Origin of the sequence: Senegalia sp. (in: firmicutes), from assembly GCF_052088025.1 — a bacterium.
In the GTDB taxonomy this organism is placed as follows: domain Bacteria; phylum Bacillota; class Clostridia; order Tissierellales; family SIT17; genus Anaeromonas.
In genome coordinates, this window is the sequence record NZ_JBQCYD010000017.1 from 21,431 (window position 1) to 42,661 (window position 21,231).

Genomic DNA, 21,231 nt, shown 5'->3' on the forward strand with positions numbered 1-21,231 from the left:
ATTATTTTACCTCCTTAGGTGAACATATATTTCCTAATGGATAATATGGTATCATATTGTCTTCTAACCATCCTAAAGATTCTACAGGTGTTAATCCCCAGTTTGTAGGGCAAGTAGATAATACTTCAACTATTCCAAATCCTTCTCCACTTAATTGAAGTTCAAATGCTTTTTTTATAGCTTTTTTAGCTTTTCTAACTTCTGGTGCATTGTGTACTGAAACTCTTTCTACAAATTTAGCTCCATCTAAAGTTCCAAGCATCTCTGATACACGAATTGGCATACCAACATGAACTGGATCTCTACCAAAAGGTGCTGTAGTAGCTTTTTGTCCAACTAATGTAGTAGGAGACATTTGCCCTCCTGTCATTCCATATATAGCATTGTTTACAAATATAGTAGTTATCTTTTCTCCTCTTGCAGCTGCATGAACTATTTCAGCTGCTCCAATAGATGCAAGATCACCATCACCTTGATAAGTAAATACAACCTTATCAGGATGAACTCTTTTTATTCCCGTCGCAACAGCAGGTGCTCTACCATGTGCTGCTTCGTGCATATCACAATTAAAATAGTTATATGCAAATACAGAACATCCTACAGGTGCAACTCCTATAGTTTCACCTAGTACGTCTAATTCCTCTAATACTTCACCTACTAATCTATGAATTATACCATGTGTACACCCTGGACAATAATGAGTAGGTATATCAACTAAACCATTAGTTCTTTCAAATACCTTTGCCATTACTTTTCACCTCCAGTAATTTTCTTTATCTCACTAACTATAGCATCTGGTGTTGGAACCATTCCACCTGTTCTTCCATAGAAATACACAGGTTTTTTACCATTAACTGCTATCTTAACATCATCTATCATTTGACCTGTACTCATTTCTACAGTAAGTACAGCCTTAGTTTTATCTGTAATTTCTTCAAATGCCTTATCTGGGAAAGGCCATAATGTAATCGGTCTGATAAGACCTACCTTCATACCTTCTTCTTCACATTTAACTATTGCATTTTTTACTATCCTTGAAGTAGTTCCATATGCCACAACAACTACATCAGCATCAGCTACATTGTAATTTTCATATCTAGTTTCATTTTTCCTTATTTCATCATATTTCTTTTCAAGCTTTAAAACATGATTTTCTAATACTTGTGGATCTATATATAATGAATTAATTATATTAGGCTTTCTTTTTCCTTTTGTACCATCTGTAGCCCAAGTTTTAGGTGCAATTGTTCTTTTTTTGGGTTCATTAAATTCTACTGGCTCCATCATTTGACCTATCATTCCATCCCCTATTACCATTACAGGATTTCTATATTGCTCTGCTACGTCAAATGATTCCATTACTAAATCTACTGTTTCTTGAATTGTAGCTGGTGCATATACTAAATGTCTATAATCACCATTACCTCCACCACGAGTAGCTTGGAAATAATCAGACTGTGCAGGCTGAATACCACCAAGACCTGGACCACCTCTTACTATATTTACTATTACACAAGGTAATTCTGCTCCAGCTATATATGATATTCCCTCTTGCTTAAGCGCTATACCTGGGCTTGATGAAGATGTCATAACACGTGCACCTGCTCCAGCCGCACCATAAACCATGTTTATTGCAGCAACCTCTGATTCTGCTTGTAAATATACTCCTCCTACACCTGGTAGTTCTCTTGACATATATTCTGGTAATTCATTTTGTGGTGTTATTGGATAACCAAAGAAATAATTACATCCTGCCTTTATTGCAGCTGCTCCTATAGCTTCATTACCCTTCATTAATACTTTAGCCATTTCTTCGCCTCCTATTATTTTTCTATTATTCTTTCAACTTCAATTACAGAGTCTGGGCAGATTGTAGCACAATTTGCACAACCTATGCATTTATCCATATCTGTTACTGTTGCTGGATGATAACCTTTTATATTTATTTTATCTTTATTCATAGTAGTAATATTTACAGGGCATACAGTTGTACATAACTCACAACCTTTACATCTATCTTCCCTGAAAGTAACTTTACCTTTTGCCTTTGCCATTTAAAACCCTCCCTTTATTAATTAACTCATCCATTCTTCTCTCATATACATTTTTATAGGAAAAATTTCTCCTTCTAAATCTTTTGGTAATTCTTTTGCAACTTTTTCTATACAAGAGATATATTTAATAGGAATATTTAATTCCTGTGATACCTTCATGCAAAGCTCTTGACCACGCAATACTTCTTCTACTGTTGTAGATTTTAAAAGATGAGTATTGTTTATGATACCTGTCACTTTTGCTCTGGATTGAAATTCAATGCTCTTTAGATAATCTATAGTTTTTTCTACTTCTGTTGTTTCAGGTCTATTTGCATTTATCACAAAAAACATATCATAATTATCTTCTTTAAAATATTGATGATATCTTCCAAGAGCACGTGCTCCAGCTGGATCTCCACCTACATCAAATACTGCTTCAAATGAATCATCTTGAAATGGAGTTAAAATTTCTCCTGATATAGCAGGTACATCTGAAGCAAGTCCTTTTATAGAGCTTCCAACCACTCTTATACCTAAATCCTTTAGAAACTCTTCCTTCTCCCTACTTCTAAAATAAGGATTTACAACATCTAAATCACAAATAGCAGTTTTTTTATTAGCCTTAGCTAATTTTATTGCATAATTAACTGCAAATTCTGTTTTTCCACTTCCATAGTGTCCTGTTATTATTCTTATTCTCTTATCATCTAGCATAAAATCATCCTTTTTATAATACTTTATATTCTTTAGCCTCTTCTTCACCTCTAAGAACCCTAAGACCACCTTGAGCAAGTGCAATCATTTCATCTTCACCAGGATATATGAAAACTTTTCCTATAAATTCAATACTTTCTTCTATCCACGAAATAAATAATTTATCATAAGCTATACCACCAGTCAGTATTATACCATCAACCTTCCCTTTTAAAACTGCAGCACAAGCTCCTATTTCTTTAGCTACTTGATAAGCCATAGCTTTGTATATTAATTCTGCCTTTTCATCTCCATTATCTATCATTTCATCAACTTCTCTTGCATCATTTGTATCAAGATAAGCTACAAGTCCACCTTGTCCTTTTATTCTTTTCTTTACTTCATCTAAAGTATATTCACCTGAATAACACATTTTTGCTAAATCTCCTGAAGGAAGACTTCCAGCTCTTTCTGGAGAAAATGGTCCATCTCCATCTAGTGCATTATTTACATCTACTACCTTACCTTTTTCATGTGCTCCTACTGAGACTCCTCCACCTAAATGTGCTACTATAAAGTTTAATTCTTCATAGGATTTATTCATTTCACTTGAAGCTCGTCTTGCAACAGCCTTTTGATTTAATGCATGAAAAATACTTTTTCTTGTTAATTCTGGTAGGCCTGAAACTCTTGCTACATCTTTCATTTCATCAACTACCACAGGATCAACTATAAATGAAGGAATATTTAAACCACTAGCTATTTCACCTGCTATTATTCCACCTAAGTTAGAAGCATGTTCCCCTGATACTCCTTTTTTCAAATCTTCTATCATGTTATTTGACACATTATATGTTCCACCAGCTATAGGTCTTAAAAGTCCACCACGACCTACTACAGCAGATAACTTTGTAATGTTAATTTCTTTCTCTATTAACGTTTTTAATATCAATTCTTTTCTAAATTCATATTGATCATATATATTTTCATAAGGTTCAAGTTCTTCTGAACTATGTCTTATAGTTTCTTCTAATATTAATTTTTCATTATCAAAAATTGCTATTTTAGTTGATGTAGAGCCAGGGTTTATTACAAGTAATCTATAAGGATTTGTCATTAATTCTCCTCCTTCATTTTTGATGCCATTAAAACACCAAGTGCTATAGAGTTGAATTTTGCTTCATCATCATCTGCTCTAGATGTCAGTACTACTGGTGCTTTTGCTCCAACTATAACTCCAGCAATAGAAGATTTAGCTAAAAACACTAATGCTTTATATAATATATTACCTGCTTCAATATCTGGCATTAAAAGCATGTCTGCATCTCCTGCTACAGTATGTTCTATACCTTTATGCTCAGCTGCTTCTTTTGAAATAGCATTGTCAAGTGCAAATGGACCTTTAACTATACAATTAGTTATTTCACCATTTTCATTCATTTTTGTAAGCTCTGCTGCATCTACTGTAGCTGGCATTTTAGGATTCACTTTTTCTTTTGCACATATTACAGCAACTTTAGGTTCGTCAATGTCTAATGAATGTGCTACTAAATTAGCATTTTCTATTATTTTTTTCTTTGCGTCTAAGTCTGGATCTATATTCATTGCTGCATCAGTAACTAATAAAATTTTATGGTAAGTAGGTAAATCAAAAGCAACTACATGACTTAATAAATTTCCAGTTTTAAGTCCTACTTCCTTATCTAATACTGACTTTAATATTATTGAAGTATCAACAATACCTTTCATAACTAAATCAGCCTTACCACTACTTACAAGTTCTACTGCTTTAAGAGAAGCTTCCTTTTTATCTTTAATATCAATAATTTCAAATTTATTTAAATCCATATCAATAGTCTTTGCAATGTTTTCTATTTCATCTTTATCTCCCACTAATATAGAATTTGCAATTTCCTCTTCTTTTGCTTTTTTTACAGCTTGTAAGACTTCTTTATCTTGTGCTACTGCTACTGATAATGTTCTAGGTCCTTTTTTCTTTGCTAAGTCTAAAATATCATTAAAACCTTTAATCATTCGTATACACCCTCTTCTTTTATATATTTTATTTTTCTTTTAATCTTCTTAGAGTATATTAGTTGCAATTTATATGCCAACTAATATAGCTTTAATAAGATAAGACTTGGAAAACATTTTCCCTTAGCTCACACTATTAGAGCTACTTGAAAATATTAGCTCTATTATGATTTTAAAAAAATAAATATTTGTGCAACTAATTGCATGCATTTTTTTGCACATCATAATGCTTTTTGCAATTAATTGCATATTTATATTCCATGTCTTTCAAGTTTATAATATAAACTTCTAATTGAAATTCCAAGTATCTTTGCAGTTAAAGTTTTATTGCCCTTATTCTCATCTAAAACTTTTGTAATATATTCTTTTTCTGTAGAATCCAATATTTCATTTAATTCTTCAAAGGATTGTTCATGTTTTCTAGTTTCTATATTCATATTCATATTTTCTTTATATTTTTCTGTTATCTTAGGTAAATGAGATTTCTCTATTTTATTTTCATTTAATCTCATATTTATAATAGCCCTACCTACTATATTTTCAAGCTCACGTACATTTCCTGGCCAATCATGTTTTTTCAAAATCTCCAATGCTTCATCTGATATATCATTAACTGCCCTACCATATTCCTGATTTAATTTTCTTGTAGAATTATATACTAAATCTCCTAAATCATCCTTCCTATATCTTAATGCGGGTATTATAATGGGTAAGACATTTAACCTATAATATAAATCCTCTCTAAAATTGCCTTCTTCCACTGCTTTTTCTAAGTCCATATTTGTAGCACCTATTATTCTTATATCTATATCTATAGATTCTGTATCTCCTACTCTAATTATCTCCTTTTCTTGCAATACTCTTAAAAGCTTAACTTGAATATTTGAACTAACCTCTCCTATTTCATCTAAAAAAATAGTCCCTCCTGATGCTTGTTCAAAAAGCCCTTTTTTCCCAGATTTCTTAGCTCCCGTAAATGCTCCTTCTACATAGCCAAAAAGTTCAGATTCAAGAAGAGATTCACTAAGTGCTGCACAATTAACCTTTACAAATTGATTGAACTTCCTATCAGATGCATTGTGAATAGCATGGGCAAAAAGCTCTTTACCTGTACCACTTTCTCCTCTTAAAAGTACAGTTGCAGGTACATCAGCTGCTTTTTTAGCTTTTTCTATAGCTTCTTTTAAAAGAATGTTATTTCCTACAATGTCTTCAAAAGTATATTTAGCTTCTAAACTTCTTATTATTTTTTTTGCAAGATTAAGTTCATCTGTTGCCTTCATTATATCAGAAACATCATGAAGTACACCTACACTCCCCTTTAGCTCATCATCAACTATAATTGGAGCTGCATTTGCAATTACTTCTTTTCTATTTGGTCCAACTTTTATCTTAGTGTTTTTTACCCTACTCTTAGTTTCTAGGACTTTTAGATGTATACTTTCACCTTCTGCTATATCGGCAGTAGCAATTTTTCCAATTATATCCTTCTCACTTAAACCTGTAAGCCTAGTGTAGGCAGGATTAATCATTAAATTTATACCATTTTTATCTACTACAGATATGGCATCTTGTGTAGCATAAAATATCCCCTCTAACATAGATTGCATTTCTTTTAAATTATTAACTTGATTTGAAAGTCCTTGAATCTCAGTTATATCTCTAAATACAGCTACAGCACCTATAACTTCATTTTTTTCATTTTTTACAGGCATTCTATTGGTTATTATCTTTATATTTCCTAAATCTTGTTCCCTATTTAATTCAAAATCTCCAGTTTCAAGTATATAGTTAAGTCTTGTATTTAATATTACCTTTTCCACTTCTCTATTTAATGCATAATCTTTATTAATACCCGTTAAATATTCAGCAGCTTTATTAAAAAGAGTAATTACGCCATATTTATTTATTGCAATCATAGCATCATGAGTTGAATTTAATATAACTTCTAATTCTTTTCTCATATAATTTCTCCTTAATTAACATTTTCTTCTTCAAGATTTTCATCCCTAATACTCTCTTCTTCTGTAGGGAGTGTATCTTCTGCTTCCTTATCTTCAAGTATTATTTTAATTTTTTTAGGAGTGATATTATCTATTATAACATCTTCTGGAGTTTTTACTTCAATATCAATATCATGTTCCCCTTTGGACAAATCTTTTACATTTATAAATAACTCGAAATCTTTTTTTTCTAGTTTGCTCATTATATCTTCAATTGCAGTTATAGCAATAATTATTTTTTCTTTAGAATCTTCAAATTTTAAATTTAAATTATCTTTTAAATTATTAATTTTAATTTCTTCTTTATCAAACTTAAATTCATTTTCCTTATTCTCTGAGATGTTGACAGATATTTCAGGTTTTTTATCTCCTACCAGATATACCCCTTCTGGTAATTCAAGCTCTACTTCTTCATTTAAATCCTCTGATTCATAACTGATATCAATAGGTTTGGTTTTTATTTTATCAATACCTTCTATTACATCTTCTCTTCCTTTTATAGTAATAGTCTTAGGATTTATTTCAATATCTGTAATCTCATGATTTATTAATGGATTTCCATTTATAACGGGTTCAATATCAACTTCTTTAAGCTTTAATATTGATACTTGAACATCTACTGTATTAGGATCCTTCTCCAATTTTGATATTTCATCTTCTTCGCTATTTAAAAGCTTCATAGGAACTGTAGTTTTTATATCATTTTTAATTCCATCGATATTTACAGTGGCTTTTACTTTATCTACATTATTAACTATGCTTCCAGGCCCCTTTACCAATACTTCAGAAGGGGATAAGCTTATTTCTCCAGGAGCATAACCACTAGCAGCTTCTCCTAGTAAATCAACAGAAATAGCCATTTGCTTTTCCACTAGCTTATCAATATTTACAGTAAGTAGTTCAGGAGAAGAATCTACTATTTTAGCATTATATAGGTCAGATATTTTTACAGGTATCTTGTTTATTCCATATCTATATCCTTTTAAGTCAATTTTAGCTGTGATATCGCTTGGCTTTATATTTATTACATCATTTCTTCTTCCTCTTACTTCAACTGTTATAGTTTCATCACTTATATCCATAAGAGTTAAATTGTTCATTTCCAAACTTTGTTCATTTAAGATATCAACTTTAACATTAGGAATTTGTTTTACTATGCTAGGATTAACTTCACTCATAACATATGTCCACATTATAAAGGCAAAAAATGCAGCTATTATTTTCATTGTAAAATTTTTGTTTTTAAGATCTACCTTTTTCATACTTATTCCTCCATCTGTCAATTAATCCTTGCTTCTTTTTAGCATGATGTTTATACATATTTTGGAGTATTTGTCTTAAGGTTTGTATATCTACATATCTAGATAATTTACCCCTATCAGCTATAGATATAGCTCCTGTTTCTTCTGAAACTACTATAGCAAGCGCATCTGATCTTTCAGAAATTCCAAGGGCAGCCCTATGCCTTGTCCCCAATTCTTTACTTATATTCATATTCTCACTTAATGGAAGAACGCAACCTGCAGCTCTTATTGAATCTTCTCTTATTATTACTGCACCATCATGAAGTGGTGTATTTGGTATAAAAATATTAATGAGTAATCCACTTGAAACAGCTCCATTTATCATATTACCCGTTTCTACTATTTCAGAAAGTCCAGTTTCTCTTTCAAATACTATAAGTGCACCAATTTTTTGTCTAGAAAGAGAAGCTGAAGCTTCTACTATTTCTTCTATTACATGTGAAATATCTTCCTCTTTTATTTCTATAAAAGATTTGGTGAAAAACCTACTTCTACCAATGTATTCAAGTGCTCTTCTAAGTTCTGATTGAAAAACTATTAATAATGCAATAACTCCTACATTCATTGTTCTTTCCAATATCCAATTTGTAGTAAAGAATCTCAACCATTCACTCATTTTTGTAGCTACAAGTAAAACAACTATACCTTTTATAAGTTGTTCTGCTCTAGTTTCCCTAACTAAAGTATAGATTTTATAAAAAGCAATTGCAACTATTATCATATCTATGATATCTCTTATGCCTATATTTAATATAAGTCCTTTAAAATACTCCAATTATAACACCTCTATATCTAATTTGATTTTTACTCTTATAATAGAATTATATTACATATATGATAATTTTAAAACCTCTAAATACAACTATATGCTAATTATTTAAGTCTAATTCCAAAATTTTAGGGATATCTTTAAGATATCCCTAAAATTTATTCTACTATTTCCACTTTCTCCATCAATTCCATAGTTTGATTAAAGGAATTTTTAAGTCTTTTTCTTATATCTACAGATAATTTTTCATCATTTACAAAATCAGCTACAGGAAGTATCTCATATTTGTTTCTACCATTTTCAGCATATTTATATACCCAGGTAGGTAGATAATTCACATCTTCTATAATTACTTCTTCTGTTTTTAAATTCTTTTTAAAATTAATATTTACCATTATACCATCTTCTGTGTAAATGTTATTTCTAACATTTGGCAAAGTTTCTCTTCTTTGATTTGATATGAAATTGCCCATAGAGTAGATTATAAATTTATCTTCTCCATCTTTCTTTATCATTTCAGATCTTTGTATTACATGAGGATGACTTCCTAGTATTACATCTGCGCCAAAAGAAAACATCTTATCTGCTAAGGTCATTTGAAATTCACTTGGGCTCCTACTATATTCATCCCCCCAATGAATAAATACTACAACTTTATCTGATACATTTTTAGCTCTTTTTATATCCTCTTCTATTTTTTCCTCATCTATTAAATTTATCATATATTCTAATTCTTCTTTGGATAATCTAGAATCATTTCCATTTAAACCATAAGTATATGATAAAAAAGATAATACAATTTCATTTTCTTCTTTTAATATAAAGGGTTTGTAGTCTTCTTTACTAGTACCTATATAATCCATGTCATTTTTTTCTATATTATTAATAGTATTTACTACTCCTATTTTACCCGTATCAAGAGAATGATTGTTTGCTGTAGATAATATATCAAATCCAGCATATTTCAAAGCAGAAACTGTTGAATCTGGGCTATTAAATGAAGGATAGCTTGATATAGGAAGACTATCTCCTGCAGTAGTAGTTTCAAAATTGCCTATAGCTATATCTGCATTTTCCAAATGCCTTTTCACTGGTTCGAAAACTTCTTTAAAATCATATTCTCCTGTAGAATTATTATATGCAGATTTAAGTTGAGATCCATGAAACATTATATCACCTGTAGCATATAATGAAAGCTTACTATACTCATCTTTTTCTTCTACTACAATGTCATCTTTTTTTATATCATCTTTTTTTATGTCATTACCACTATTATCTATATCTGAACAAGCTAAAAGTCCGAAGGAAATAGATAATAAAAGCATAATTATTACTGTTAATTTCTTCAAAGTTAATCCCTACTTTCGTTTATTTGCATAATAAACATTGTAATATCATCTTCTGATTCTGTTTCTCCTCTAAATTCATCTAAATCATCGCAAATTTTCCTTATTATTCCTTTTGAGTTTAAATAGTATTTATTTTTAACTAATTTTTCTAACCTCTCTAAGCTATATAATTCATCATTTTCATTTGATTCCTCTATTACACCATCTGTAAAGAACAATATCCTATCACCTTTATCTAATTGTATTACTTCATTAGTATATTCTGGAACAAATATATTTCCCAGCTTACATATAGGAAAGCCTTGTTCAAGGCTTAGTATATTTATTTCTCCATTTTCTTTAATATAGATAGGATTACAGTTATGTCCTGCAGAAGAATAAGTGAATTCATTAGTTTCTACATTTATAACTCCATATAGCATAACCATATGCGTCTCATCTGGAAAATTAGATTCATTAAATACTTGATAAAAATCCTTTAATACCTCTTTTGGGTCTAGATAAAATTCTTTGTCATCTTCAGTCTCAAGATCAAAAGGTGTCAAAACTCTATCAGCAAATATGGTAAGCATAGCAGAGGATACACCATGGCCTGATACATCTATCAAAAACATACCTACATGATTTTCATCTATTTTAAAATATTTGTATGAATCTCCACTTAACTTACCCCATGGTACATATTTAGAATGAAAATCTATATTTAAATACCTTTCATGTTGCTTCGGTATTAAAGCCATTTGAATTTGTTTTGCAGCATCTAATTCCTTTAGCATTCTGTTATTTATATGTTTCAGTTTATAATTAGTCACATCCATTTCTTCAGCTTTTTCTTTAACTTCTTCTTCAAGATTATTTACATGCATATTAAGTTCTTCTCTCATCTCTGAAACTTCAATATAAGGTTTTTTAATGTTTTCAACAAACAACACCTTAAATATCATGAAATAAGCAATAGCCTTTAATACATGTCCAAGTAAATTTATACTATCATGAACATTTATATACATAGTAAATATTAATTCAGAAGCTATTGCAACTATAAGTGCAATAATCATATTTATATTTAATTCTAGAAATTCTTCTTCATTTCTCTTTTTTATAATGTATATAGATGAAATAATTAAAAATATAATAAAATATTCTAATATAATTTTAGTACTAGTTAATCCATTTATTTCATCAAAAAACCTAGGTATTAGGACACTATCATATATTACTAAATATCCTAAAACAATAGTAACAATAGTATTTGCTAAAAGAATATATCTCTTACTTATAATAGATTTTGTTTCTCTTTTAAAGAATAGCGCACTTAATACTCCAAGTGCCATTGTCATTCTAGCAAATATCCAAAAAGCTGTAGCTTTTTGGGGTAAATTTTCAGTGAAAAACATGGGCATCCCTGAATAAGATAATAAATGCATTATATCTAAAAATCCTACCATGAAAAAAGTGTTTGCAAATATTACATTCCTTATACTACTTGTAAAGTCATAGATATTATATAAAGCTAGAAATATAGTAAATGAAACCAATACACTTAGTATTTCAAGAACTGTATGTAATACTAAAAATAATGATTTATCCAATGCTATATTAAAAAACCCACTAAATCTCACAACCATTATTACTATTATAGAAATAAAAATCACAGAAATTATTTTTAAATTAGATTTATGTATATTTAAATTCATTTTATTTTCTTTTATCATTATAGTCCTCCATTGTAAATGAATTTATACTCAATTATACTCATTATATCAAATAATTATAAAAAGCGACAGTTTTTTAATTATTTTTGTCTTTTTATATAAAACATTTCATTAATTAGGAATTAATGTTATAATTAATTTAAAGTATAATGATTTATTAAATCCAATTAGGGTATTAGGGGTGAAATATAATGAGAAATAATATTCTTATAATAGAAAGTTCAAACAAAAAAATAGATCTCCTCAAAAATTTAATCTATAGGGCATTTTCTAGGAAAAAAACTATCATACATACATCTATAGATATTGAGTCTTCTTTAAATGTTGTAGAAAACTATTATATTGATTTAATAATCATAAATTTAAGCTTAAACTCAGAGAAAATTTTAGAAACTCTAATAAAAATAAATAATTTAACTTCTGATAGACAGTTTAAAATCCCCTTATTAATTTATAATGGTTTAAGAGATAAGCATATTATAAAGAAAAGCTTTGAACTTGGAGCTATTGATTATTTTTTTGATAAATTAGAGTCAGAAGATATTTCTTATCTTTTTTCCCTTAAAATTAAAAACTCACTTAAAATTTGTAATTATAATAACAACTTAATTAAAGAAAATAATCAAAATAAAAAACAATTAAAATTAGCCAATATCCTTCAGAAATCTCTTATGATTAATAAGAAAGTACTGCCCAGTATAGAGGTCTTTGGAAGATATATACCATCTACTGAAATAGGTGGAGATTCTTATGATGCTATTGACACTGATGGTAAGACATGGTTCATGATAGCTGATGTTATGGGTCATGGAGCAAGTGCTGCCATGGTTTCATTCATGGTAAAAGCTCTATTTAATCAACTCGCAAATATTCACAAAACACCAAAAACTTTATTAAATGAAATAAATAGAACTTACTATAAAATGTTTGAAAATAAAAGTGATATTATTTTTTCTATATTTGTAGGTACAATTTATAAAAACAAATTAACTTACTCTTCTGCTGGACATCCGTATCCAATATTTTATAATTCACAGGATAAAACTACTTATTTTTTAGATAATAACAATATATTAATTGGCATAGTTCCTCATTCAAATTTTTCTCAGAAATCTCAAATGATAAGTAAGGGCGATATCATTTATTTGTATACCGATGGTTTATATGAACAAATACCAGAGATGAGGGATATTAATTTAATAAATAATTATATTAAATTAAACCATAAATTACTTATTAACTCTCCAGATATATTTACAAATAATATAATAAAAGAGTTTACTAACAATGAAGAAATAGAAGATGATATAGCAATTTTGGCATTAAAAAAGAAGTAAGGATTTAAATCCTTACTTCTTTTTTATATTATTTTGTAAAAACTGTGAATCTTTCTCTTTTTGCACCACATATAGGGCAAACATCTGGAGCACCATCTATAGCTGTAAATCCGCACACATCACAAATATGTACATCACCTATATCATAGTCTTCCCCATTATCTACTGATTTTTTAGCTTCTAAATATAATCTTTCATGCACTTTTTCTGCTTCTAAAGCATAATGCATTGACGTCATAGCTGCTCTTTCTTTTTGCATTTTAGCAACTGCTAAATAAGCAGGATACATTTGATGAATTTCAAAATGCTCTCCATCTGCTGCTCCTTTTAAGTTTTCAGAAGTAGAACCTATTCCAAACCCTCCCATAGAAGCAACTAAATGATCACCTTCCACATTTTTAAGTGCTGTAAAATGATTAGTAGCATGTACCTCTTCTGCATAAGCTACTGCTATAAATAACCTTGCAACATTTGGAAAACCTTCTTTTTCAGCTTTATCAGCCCATATTCTATATCTCATATGTGCTTGCGATTCCCCACCATAAGCAGATCTTAAATTTTCAGCTGTCATTTCATTCATAATAAAATTCCTCCCTTTAATAAATTGTTTAGTAAATCTTGCCATTTAAGTTTATACCCATCATATTTAAAGTTAAACTTATAAGCTTATTATATACTATTTAACTTATAAAATCTTTACAAATTCATTATTTAAAATTTTTTAACTTTAAAAATTTAATTTTATCTTTTTTATTTTTATTTTTTTCTTCATACATTTTTTCATCAGCAGTTTTTAAAACCTTTTCTATGGTTTTTTCTCCATTTTTTATTAGATCCCAACCCATAGATATACTCATTGTGAATTCATTATAATTTTGATTGTAATTTTTTATAGATTCTTTTATTCTTTTGACTAAATTTTTAACATCATCTTTATCTATATCATAAAGAATAATTGCAAATTCATCTCCGCCTATTCTTGCAATAGTATCATTTTCTCTAAGCGATTTTTTCAAAATATCTGCTGCATCTTTAAGATACTTATCACCCATTAAATGGCCCATATTATCGTTTACATATTTCATATCGTCAAGATCTGCCATAATAATTGCAAGGATGAGTTAATATATGTAAGCCATCAAATAAAGCTACAAAACCATAAGCAAGTCCTAAAAAAGTGAAATATTGTTCTTGTGATATTTCATAAGTATTTAAAGCTATTACAGCCATAGACACTCCTGTAGTTGTTGCAAATATATTTGATATTACTTGAAAAAAAAGAAAGTTTTTAAATGATATGTATATTAATATTCCAAGAAAAAAACTGAATATCACTATAGAATATAATAAACTCTTATTATTAAGTGCTTTCTGTTTATTTAACATATTATCAACTTCAATATGGGTATAAAGTCCTATAAGGTCTTAGTGATTTATACCCAATGAGTTGATGGTGTAACAATTTTTCTAATTAATTGTCAAATTTATCTAATTATATGAATAGATTAACATCAGAGTCCTCTGCTGCCCCTAAATAATTAGCTACTCCTCCTATTTCTACTCCATCAATTAGTTCTTCTTCTTTTATTCCCATAACATCCATACTCATAGCACAAGCCACTACATTTACTCCATTTTCCATTGCTTTAGATATCAAATCTTCAAGGGAATCAATGTTTTTATCATTCATAACCTTCCTTATCATTTTTGAACCCATACCTGCCATATTCATACGAGAAAGTCCTAGCTTTTTGCTTCCTCTTGGCATCATCTTAGCAAACATTTTATCCATAAATCCTTTATCTGTATGAACCTTTTCATCTTTTCTCAAAATATTAAGTCCCCAAAATGTAAAGAACATTGTAACATCTCTTCCCATTGAAGCTGCACCATTTGCAATGATAAATGAAGCTATAGCTTTGTCTAAATCACCACTAAAAACTACCATACTTTTATCATGGCTTTTTTTAAAATTAATTTGTTCATCTTGAACTTTAGATTTAGATTTATCATTACCTTTTTTTAATAGGGCTGCAAAGGATTTTTCTCTTTTTTCTGTTTTTACAAGAGTATTTCCTGTTTTATTTGCCCATGTTTTTATATCACTCATAAATCCAGGATCAGTAGCTTCTACTTCTAATATATCTCCCTCTTCTAATTCTTTCATTTTTTTAAATACTTGCATAATAGGTCCTGGACATTGAAGACCACAAGCATTTAATTTTATAGTTTTAATTTCTTTTTCTTCAATATTTTTAGTGATTTCTGGATTTCCATATTCATCATAATTTATATCTGTATTACAACTTTCAATTGCACAATCATCATCATTACAATTCATACAACTATAGGTGGAATATCCTCCATTTAAATTTTTGACATTTTTAAATCCATTTTGAGTGAGTATTCTAGCAGCAATATATCCCCTAACTCCTATTGCACAATATACTATTATTTCTTTATCCTTATCTATTTCATCTAACCTATCTCTTAATTCATCTATAGGTATGTTAATAGAATTTTCAATGCTTCCAAGTTGTGTCTCAATATCTTCTCTCACATCTAAAATTATAGTATTATTTAAATCTAAATCTTTAATTTCTTCAAAATTAATTACATCTACAATACCTTTTAATATATTTTCAGCTGTAAAACCTGCCATATTCACAGGATCTTTTGCTGAAGAATATGGAGGAGCATAAGCAAGTTCTAATTTTTTCAAATCATAGATAGTCCCATTAAATCTAATAGCTGTTGCTATTACATCTATTCTTTTATCTACGCCATTGTATCCTACAATCTGAGATCCTAATATTTTTCCAGTCTTATCAAAAATAAGCTTTATAGTCATAGGTATAGCCCCAGGATAATAACCTGCATTTGATTTTGAATGTATTAATGCTACAAAATAATCTTCCTTATATTTTAAAGCATTTTTCTTTAATGTTTTTTCATTTATTCCAGTATTTGCAACTGTTAAATCAAATACCTTTGCAATTGATGTGCCTTGAGTTCCTTCATATTTTTCATCTTTACCAGCTATGTTATTTGCAACAATTCTACCCTGTTTATTGGCAGGTCCTGCAAGTGGAACCATTGTTTTTTCTTTTGTATTAAAATCAATCACTTCTATAACATCCCCTAATGCATAGATGTTTTCATCTGAACTTCTTAAATACTCATCTACTATTATTCCACCACGAGCATTAGTTTTAAGTCCTGCGCTTTTTGCAAGTTCTGAATTTGGTCTTATTCCAATTGAAAGTATTATAATATCAGCTTCTACTTTTTTACCAGATTGAAGCACTATTGTTGTAGTTTCATCATTATTATATACAAATTCTTTTACTCCATCTTCTAATATCAAATTCACATTTTTACTTCTTATATGATTATGTGTTATTTGTGCCATCTCCTTATCAACCGGAGCCATAACTTGATCTGCCATTTCTACTATTGATACTTCCATACCTTTATCATGTAGATTCTCAGCCATTTCAAGTCCAATAAATCCTCCACCAATAACTGCTGCTCTTTTAGGGTTTTTATTATCCATATAATTTTTTATATTATCAGTATCTGGAATATTCCAAAGTGAAAATATATTTTTGGCCTCTATTCCCTTTATGGGCGGCTTTAGAGGAGTTGAACCAGGTGATAGGACTAGATTATCATAGCTTTCTTTATATTCTTTATTTGTATTTAAATCTTTTATTGTAATTTCTTTATTTTCCTTATCAATATCTATAACTTCATTTTTTACTCTAACATCAATATCAAACCTTTTATTCATATCTTCAGGTGTTTGAAGAAGTAAATCATCTCTTTTTTCTATAGTTCCCCCTATATAATATGGCAATCCACAATTTGCAAAGGAAATATATTCACCTCTTTCTATCATTATTATTTGTGATTTTTCATCCATTCTTCTAAGCCTTGCAGCAGTACTAGCACCACCTGCAACACCACCTACTATTATTGTTTTCATTTAATTTCCTCCTATAACATAATATTTACATATTCAAATAATGCGATTTTACAAGTAAAATTAATTCGATATTAAGATATGTTATTTTAATATCGAATTAATAACATTTTTTGCATCTTCATTTTTTACATAATAATTTATTTCTGTTCCATTTCGCTTACCTTCAATAATTCCTGCAGCCTTAAGTTTAGTTAAATGTTGGGATATGGTAGATTGAGGTGTATTTAAGCAATTCTTAATTGTAGTAACATTTCTTCCCTCTTCTTCCATTAAACCTTGAACAATACATAGCCTTATGGGATGAGCTAATGCTTTTAATATTTCTGACTTTTGATTAAACAAATCTAAAGCTTCTATATCCATATTTCCCACTCCTAATATTATTATATTCTAATTTTACGATATATTACTTGATTTTGCAAGTATTAGTTTAATTTTTTTATTATTTATGATAGAATATAAAAAACCAATATGTTAAAATCTTATTTAATAATTCGTTTATTACTTTTTTTCCATATATTTGAAATTTTTATATTTTCGGAGGTGACCTATTGAAAAAAAAATTATTTGCTCAAATTGACAAATCAGAAAACTCAATAATTAAATATGTTCTATTGATACTTCCCATATCATTTTTAATAGCTGGTCTTTTATTAGATGATATTGATACTATATTAAAAGGTTTAAATACCATAATGTGGAGTGAAGACATACTCTTAACTGACTATTTAGAGGTCTCAGGTATTGGAGCTACACTTATAAATTCAGCTATTCTTACTTTTTTCAATATATTTTTACTTCATAAATTAAAGGTTCCTATAAATGGTACAGCAATTGCAGGAGTTTTTATAGTTGCTGGCTTTGCTTTCTTTGGAAAAAACATATATAATGTGTGGCCAATATATATAGGCACCTTTCTCTACTCAGTTTATCAAGGGAGAAAATATCGTTCTGTTATATACATATCCATGTTTGCTACTTCACTTTCACCTATAGTAAGCCAACTATCATTTGGACTAGGACTTCCATTACTTGAAGGTATAACACTCGGATGGATTTTTGGAATAGGCATAGGATTTATAATAACTCCACTTTCAGCTCATTTAGTCCGTGCTCATGATGGATATAATATATATAATGTTGGTTTCACATCAGGTTTTATTGCGACTGTCCTTATTGCAGTACTTCGTAGCTATGGACTAGATATTAATACACAATCCATATTATCAACAAAGTATGATATTTTTTTTAAAATAGCTTTATCATCTTTTTCTCTTATTCTTATAATTATAGGTTACATTTTAAATAAAAAAAGTTTTAAAGGTTATAGGGAAATATTTGAATACTCGGGTAGACTAGTTACAGATTTCATTTTACTTATGGGGATAGGAAATACTTTTGTTAATATGGGAATTATGGGGATTATATCTATCCTTTATGTTATAATATCTGGAGGAGTAATTAATGGTCCTGTGGTTGGAGGAATTTTAACCGTTATAGGATTCTCTGCCTTTGGTAAACACCCTAGAAATACAATTCCAGTACTGCTTGGAGTATTTGTAGCAGGATTTTTAAATATTTGGGATTTAGATTCTACAGTTGTAGTAATAGCAGGATTATTTGGTACTACACTTGCTCCTATAGCCGGAGAATATGGACCCTTTGCTGGATTCATTAGTGGATTCCTTCATTTAGCTGTAGTTATGAATATAGGAGTAGTTCATGGTGGAGTAAACCTATATAATAATGGTTTTTCAGGTGGAATTGTAGCATCTGTAGTTGTTCCAATACTTGATACATTTTCGAAAGGAGAATAAGATTGAAACATGATATTAAAAAGGTAAGTAAAATAATAGACGAAATGTCTACATTTTGTCTAACCCATGGAGCAAATACTATGAACATGATAGTAGAAAACAAAAAAAACTTTTTTAAATTGACTTTTGATATAGATTGTATGGATAACAATGATAAAAAAGTAAAGCTTCTTAAAAGATTATTATCAGTTCCAAGACAATTTGAAATGGAAGAGTTTTATTGGGAACTTACAGGTGAATCTGATCATGATACTGAACTAAGTATGGTCGGCATGATGGTAGATGAAGTAGAATTTATACAAAAAGATGAATCTCTTAGAATAATTTTATATAGAAACAAATAGCCCTATATGCAATGGGGCTTTTTTTATGCCATTTTTTATTCACACATATAGATTAATGTGAGTATTATATATAGAAACTATTTTCTATAAGGAGTTGAAAATATATGTATGATAAAAAGTATGAAGAAAAGGAATATAAAAGCCCTGAATACAGATTAGCTAAAGCTTATGTTCCTTATCAAAAAATGTGTAAGGTATATGATTTAAAAGAAGCTTTATGCAAAGGGACCTTATTCCCAGAGCTATATATGCCATATGAAATTCATGATAGAAAAAAAAGATGCTAATAGGAGGTATTTGTAATGAATGATAAGCATTTAGATTTATTAGAAGAAATTATGAGAGTAAGTTTTGCTTTAGTTGAAACAAACCTTTATCTTGATACTCACCCTTCAGATGAAAAGGCTCTGATGCTTCACAACACTCTTTCAAGACAATATAGAGATTTAAATGAAGTATATACTAGAGAGTATGGACCTTTAACCTATACTGGTATGAGTATGTGTCCATGGGCTTATGCTACTACCCCTTGGCCTTGGGATATTGAATATAGAAAATGCAAATGGGATTAAGGAGGTTATATTATGTGGATTTATGAAAAAAAATTGCAATATCCTGTAAGAGTAGATTCCTGTAACCCTACACTTGCAGCTATGATAATAGAACAATTTGGTGGAGCAGATGGAGAACTTTCAGCAGGAATCAGATATTTAACTCAAAGATGGACCATGCCTACAAATCAAGCAAAAGCTATACTTACAGATATAGGCACAGAAGAACTTGCTCATTGGGAGATGATTGGTACTATAGTTTATAAGCTTACTAAAGATGCACCTATAGAAAAAATTAAAGGTACACCTTTTGAAGCTCATTACGCTAACCATGGTAAAAGTTTATATCCTCACAATGCAGCTGGAGCTCCTTGGACTGCTACATTCTTTAACTCAAAGGATGATCCTATAGCAGATCTACATGAAGATATGGCAGCAGAAGAAAAAGCTCGTGCAACTTATGAGCATCTTATAAGGTTAAGTGATGATCCAGGTGTTAGGGATACACTAAGATTCTTACGCGAAAGAGAAGTAGTACATTTCCAAAGATTTGGAGAAACACTTAGAATAATTGAAGATTATCAAAATAGCAAAAAATATTATTAAATAAAAGACCTCCAAAGTTTGGAGGTCTTTTTAAATATTGTTAAAATAATTTCAAAATGATATACTTAAAATAATTATATTGAAAATTAAATTTATGGGGGTATCATTTATGGATTTAAAAAATAAAAGTCTCATTCAAATTCATATAGCAGTATTGTTTTTTGGGCTTTCAGGATTATTTGGAAAACTTGTTTCTCTACCTTCATTAGTAATTGTATTTGGAAGAGTTATATTTGCTTCAATTTTTTTACTTATTGTTTTACTTTACAAAAAGGAAAAAATTAAATTAAATGATAAAAAAGATTATTTTTATTTTATAATATTAGGTTTAATCTTGGCTATTCATTGGGTTTCATTTTTTTTGAGCATACAATTATCAACTGTCGCAATAGGACTTCTAACATTTTCTACTTTCCCAGTATTTGTTACATTCATAGAACCTGTTTTTTTCAAAAACAAAATTAAAGCTAAAAATATTATAATTGCATTTATTACATTCTTAGGTATTGTACTTGTAATTCCTGATTTAACTTTTGAAAATAGTATGACACAAGGTGCAATAATGGGTGTAATAGCTGGATTTACATTTGCTATACTTTCTGTATTAAATAAAAAGTATGTAAATGAATATAAAAGTTTAGTAATATCATTTTATCAATGTTCTGTAGCTACAATAGTATTGTTT

At 29.2% G+C, this 21,231-nt stretch carries 23 protein-coding genes; 7 read left to right on the forward strand and 16 right to left on the reverse strand.

Annotated elements, in window-relative coordinates:
• Position 1: 1 nt before the first annotated feature.
• From ACTHUW_RS06255 to ACTHUW_RS06305, 11 genes are all read right to left on the reverse strand, one after another.
• On the reverse strand, positions 2-748 hold the full coding sequence (locus tag ACTHUW_RS06255) for a thiamine pyrophosphate-dependent enzyme (RefSeq protein WP_442197334.1): 747 nt from the start codon (positions 746-748) through the stop codon (positions 2-4).
• The gene (locus tag ACTHUW_RS06260; RefSeq protein WP_442212811.1) at positions 748-1,809 is read right to left on the reverse strand and encodes a 3-methyl-2-oxobutanoate dehydrogenase subunit VorB; all 1,062 of its coding nucleotides are present in this window, start codon (positions 1,807-1,809) and stop codon (positions 748-750) included. Before ACTHUW_RS06260 ends, ACTHUW_RS06255 begins: the two co-directional genes overlap by 1 nt.
• A gap of 14 nt (positions 1,810-1,823) precedes the next feature.
• Positions 1,824-2,054: a 4Fe-4S dicluster domain-containing protein gene (locus ACTHUW_RS06265; RefSeq protein ID WP_442197332.1), complete on the reverse strand. Its 231-nt coding sequence runs from the start codon at positions 2,052-2,054 to the stop codon at positions 1,824-1,826.
• 21 nt (positions 2,055-2,075) lie between these two features.
• On the reverse strand, positions 2,076-2,798 hold the full coding sequence (locus ACTHUW_RS06270; RefSeq protein WP_442212813.1) for an ATP-binding protein: 723 nt from the start codon (positions 2,796-2,798) through the stop codon (positions 2,076-2,078).
• The gene (buk, locus tag ACTHUW_RS06275) at positions 2,764-3,846 is read right to left on the reverse strand and encodes a butyrate kinase (RefSeq protein ID WP_442199279.1); all 1,083 of its coding nucleotides are present in this window, start codon (positions 3,844-3,846) and stop codon (positions 2,764-2,766) included. The genes ACTHUW_RS06270 and buk overlap by 35 nt, the downstream gene beginning before the upstream one ends.
• Positions 3,846-4,763: a phosphate butyryltransferase gene (gene ptb, locus ACTHUW_RS06280; RefSeq protein ID WP_442210482.1), complete on the reverse strand. Its 918-nt coding sequence runs from the start codon at positions 4,761-4,763 to the stop codon at positions 3,846-3,848. The genes buk and ptb overlap by 1 nt, the downstream gene beginning before the upstream one ends.
• 251 nt (positions 4,764-5,014) lie before the next feature.
• Complete coding sequence (locus ACTHUW_RS06285) at positions 5,015-6,727, reverse strand: sigma 54-interacting transcriptional regulator (RefSeq protein WP_442199278.1); 1,713 nt, start codon at positions 6,725-6,727, stop codon at positions 5,015-5,017.
• A gap of 11 nt (positions 6,728-6,738) precedes the next feature.
• The gene (locus ACTHUW_RS06290) at positions 6,739-8,028 is read right to left on the reverse strand and encodes a CdaR family protein (RefSeq protein ID WP_442210484.1); all 1,290 of its coding nucleotides are present in this window, start codon (positions 8,026-8,028) and stop codon (positions 6,739-6,741) included.
• Positions 8,009-8,845 carry a diadenylate cyclase CdaA gene (cdaA, locus tag ACTHUW_RS06295; RefSeq protein ID WP_442197326.1) on the reverse strand — a complete coding sequence of 279 codons (837 nt, stop codon included), beginning with the start codon at positions 8,843-8,845 and terminating at the stop codon, positions 8,009-8,011. Before cdaA ends, ACTHUW_RS06290 begins: the two co-directional genes overlap by 20 nt.
• Positions 8,846-8,997: 152 nt before the next feature.
• Complete coding sequence (locus ACTHUW_RS06300; protein ID WP_442212815.1) at positions 8,998-10,188, reverse strand: CapA family protein; 1,191 nt, start codon at positions 10,186-10,188, stop codon at positions 8,998-9,000.
• 2 nt (positions 10,189-10,190) lie between these two features.
• Complete coding sequence (locus ACTHUW_RS06305; RefSeq protein WP_442212817.1) at positions 10,191-11,903, reverse strand: MASE3 domain-containing protein; 1,713 nt, start codon at positions 11,901-11,903, stop codon at positions 10,191-10,193.
• Positions 11,904-12,094: 191 nt separating this feature from the next.
• On the opposite strand from ACTHUW_RS06305, the gene ACTHUW_RS06310 reads away from it, so the two are divergent.
• On the forward strand, positions 12,095-13,240 hold the full coding sequence (locus ACTHUW_RS06310) for a SpoIIE family protein phosphatase (protein ID WP_442197323.1): 1,146 nt from the start codon (positions 12,095-12,097) through the stop codon (positions 13,238-13,240).
• 28 nt (positions 13,241-13,268) lie between these two features.
• Here the strand turns inward: ACTHUW_RS06310 and ACTHUW_RS06315 are convergent, their stop codons facing one another.
• The 5 genes from ACTHUW_RS06315 to ACTHUW_RS06335 form a co-directional block, all read right to left on the reverse strand.
• Complete coding sequence (locus tag ACTHUW_RS06315) at positions 13,269-13,820, reverse strand: rubrerythrin family protein (protein ID WP_442197322.1); 552 nt, start codon at positions 13,818-13,820, stop codon at positions 13,269-13,271.
• 127 nt (positions 13,821-13,947) lie between these two features.
• Positions 13,948-14,325 carry a GGDEF domain-containing protein gene (locus ACTHUW_RS06320; RefSeq protein ID WP_442210486.1) on the reverse strand — a complete coding sequence of 126 codons (378 nt, stop codon included), beginning with the start codon at positions 14,323-14,325 and terminating at the stop codon, positions 13,948-13,950.
• A gap of 4 nt (positions 14,326-14,329) precedes the next feature.
• Positions 14,330-14,626 (reverse strand): MASE3 domain-containing protein, encoded by a 297-nt coding sequence (locus tag ACTHUW_RS06325; protein WP_442212819.1) that lies wholly within the window; start codon positions 14,624-14,626, stop codon positions 14,330-14,332.
• Between the two features lie 106 nt (positions 14,627-14,732).
• Positions 14,733-17,228: a DsrE/DsrF/DrsH-like family protein gene (locus ACTHUW_RS06330; RefSeq protein ID WP_442212821.1), complete on the reverse strand. Its 2,496-nt coding sequence runs from the start codon at positions 17,226-17,228 to the stop codon at positions 14,733-14,735.
• A gap of 81 nt (positions 17,229-17,309) precedes the next feature.
• A complete protein-coding gene (locus tag ACTHUW_RS06335; protein WP_442197319.1) occupies positions 17,310-17,591 on the reverse strand; it encodes an ArsR/SmtB family transcription factor in 282 nt (93 codons plus the stop codon).
• Positions 17,592-17,779: 188 nt separating this feature from the next.
• On the opposite strand from ACTHUW_RS06335, the gene ACTHUW_RS06340 reads away from it, so the two are divergent.
• The 6 genes from ACTHUW_RS06340 to ACTHUW_RS06365 all read left to right on the forward strand — a co-directional run.
• Positions 17,780-19,045, forward strand: a complete 1,266-nt coding sequence (locus tag ACTHUW_RS06340) for a DUF1576 domain-containing protein (protein ID WP_442197318.1) — start codon at positions 17,780-17,782, stop codon at positions 19,043-19,045.
• A gap of 2 nt (positions 19,046-19,047) precedes the next feature.
• Positions 19,048-19,389, forward strand: coding sequence for a hypothetical protein (locus ACTHUW_RS06345; RefSeq protein ID WP_442197317.1), 342 nt, complete (start codon positions 19,048-19,050; stop codon positions 19,387-19,389).
• A gap of 104 nt (positions 19,390-19,493) precedes the next feature.
• On the forward strand, positions 19,494-19,676 hold the full coding sequence (locus tag ACTHUW_RS06350) for a spore coat associated protein CotJA (RefSeq protein WP_442197316.1): 183 nt from the start codon (positions 19,494-19,496) through the stop codon (positions 19,674-19,676).
• A gap of 15 nt (positions 19,677-19,691) precedes the next feature.
• Complete coding sequence (locus ACTHUW_RS06355; protein WP_442197315.1) at positions 19,692-19,961, forward strand: spore coat protein CotJB; 270 nt, start codon at positions 19,692-19,694, stop codon at positions 19,959-19,961.
• Between the two features lie 12 nt (positions 19,962-19,973).
• Positions 19,974-20,546 carry a manganese catalase family protein gene (locus ACTHUW_RS06360; protein WP_442197314.1) on the forward strand — a complete coding sequence of 191 codons (573 nt, stop codon included), beginning with the start codon at positions 19,974-19,976 and terminating at the stop codon, positions 20,544-20,546.
• Between the two features lie 109 nt (positions 20,547-20,655).
• Positions 20,656-21,231 (forward strand): DMT family transporter (locus ACTHUW_RS06365; RefSeq protein WP_442212823.1); only part of this gene is annotated, 576 nt, incomplete at its 3' end.

Coding starts and splice junctions, on each gene's coding strand:
- ACTHUW_RS06255 (WP_442197334.1), bottom strand. CDS start 748: ATGGCAAAGGTATTTGAAAGAACTAATGGTTTAGTTGATATACCTACT.
- ACTHUW_RS06260 (WP_442212811.1), bottom strand. CDS start 1,809: ATGGCTAAAGTATTAATGAAGGGTAATGAAGCTATAGGAGCAGCTGCA.
- ACTHUW_RS06265 (WP_442197332.1), bottom strand. CDS start 2,054: ATGGCAAAGGCAAAAGGTAAAGTTACTTTCAGGGAAGATAGATGTAAA.
- buk (WP_442199279.1), bottom strand. CDS start 3,846: ATGACAAATCCTTATAGATTACTTGTAATAAACCCTGGCTCTACATCA.
- ptb (WP_442210482.1), bottom strand. CDS start 4,763: ATGATTAAAGGTTTTAATGATATTTTAGACTTAGCAAAGAAAAAAGGA.
- ACTHUW_RS06285 (WP_442199278.1), bottom strand. CDS start 6,727: ATGAGAAAAGAATTAGAAGTTATATTAAATTCAACTCATGATGCTATG.
- ACTHUW_RS06290 (WP_442210484.1), bottom strand. CDS start 8,028: ATGAAAAAGGTAGATCTTAAAAACAAAAATTTTACAATGAAAATAATA.
- ACTHUW_RS06305 (WP_442212817.1), bottom strand. CDS start 11,903: ATGATAAAAGAAAATAAAATGAATTTAAATATACATAAATCTAATTTA.
- ACTHUW_RS06310 (WP_442197323.1), top strand. CDS start 12,095: ATGAGAAATAATATTCTTATAATAGAAAGTTCAAACAAAAAAATAGAT.
- ACTHUW_RS06315 (WP_442197322.1), bottom strand. CDS start 13,820: ATGAATGAAATGACAGCTGAAAATTTAAGATCTGCTTATGGTGGGGAA.
- ACTHUW_RS06320 (WP_442210486.1), bottom strand. CDS start 14,325: ATGAAATATGTAAACGATAATATGGGCCATTTAATGGGTGATAAGTAT.
- ACTHUW_RS06325 (WP_442212819.1), bottom strand. CDS start 14,626: ATGTTAAATAAACAGAAAGCACTTAATAATAAGAGTTTATTATATTCT.
- ACTHUW_RS06330 (WP_442212821.1), bottom strand. CDS start 17,228: ATGAAAACAATAATAGTAGGTGGTGTTGCAGGTGGTGCTAGTACTGCT.
- ACTHUW_RS06335 (WP_442197319.1), bottom strand. CDS start 17,591: ATGGATATAGAAGCTTTAGATTTGTTTAATCAAAAGTCAGAAATATTA.
- ACTHUW_RS06350 (WP_442197316.1), top strand. CDS start 19,494: ATGTATGATAAAAAGTATGAAGAAAAGGAATATAAAAGCCCTGAATAC.
- ACTHUW_RS06355 (WP_442197315.1), top strand. CDS start 19,692: ATGAATGATAAGCATTTAGATTTATTAGAAGAAATTATGAGAGTAAGT.
- ACTHUW_RS06360 (WP_442197314.1), top strand. CDS start 19,974: ATGTGGATTTATGAAAAAAAATTGCAATATCCTGTAAGAGTAGATTCC.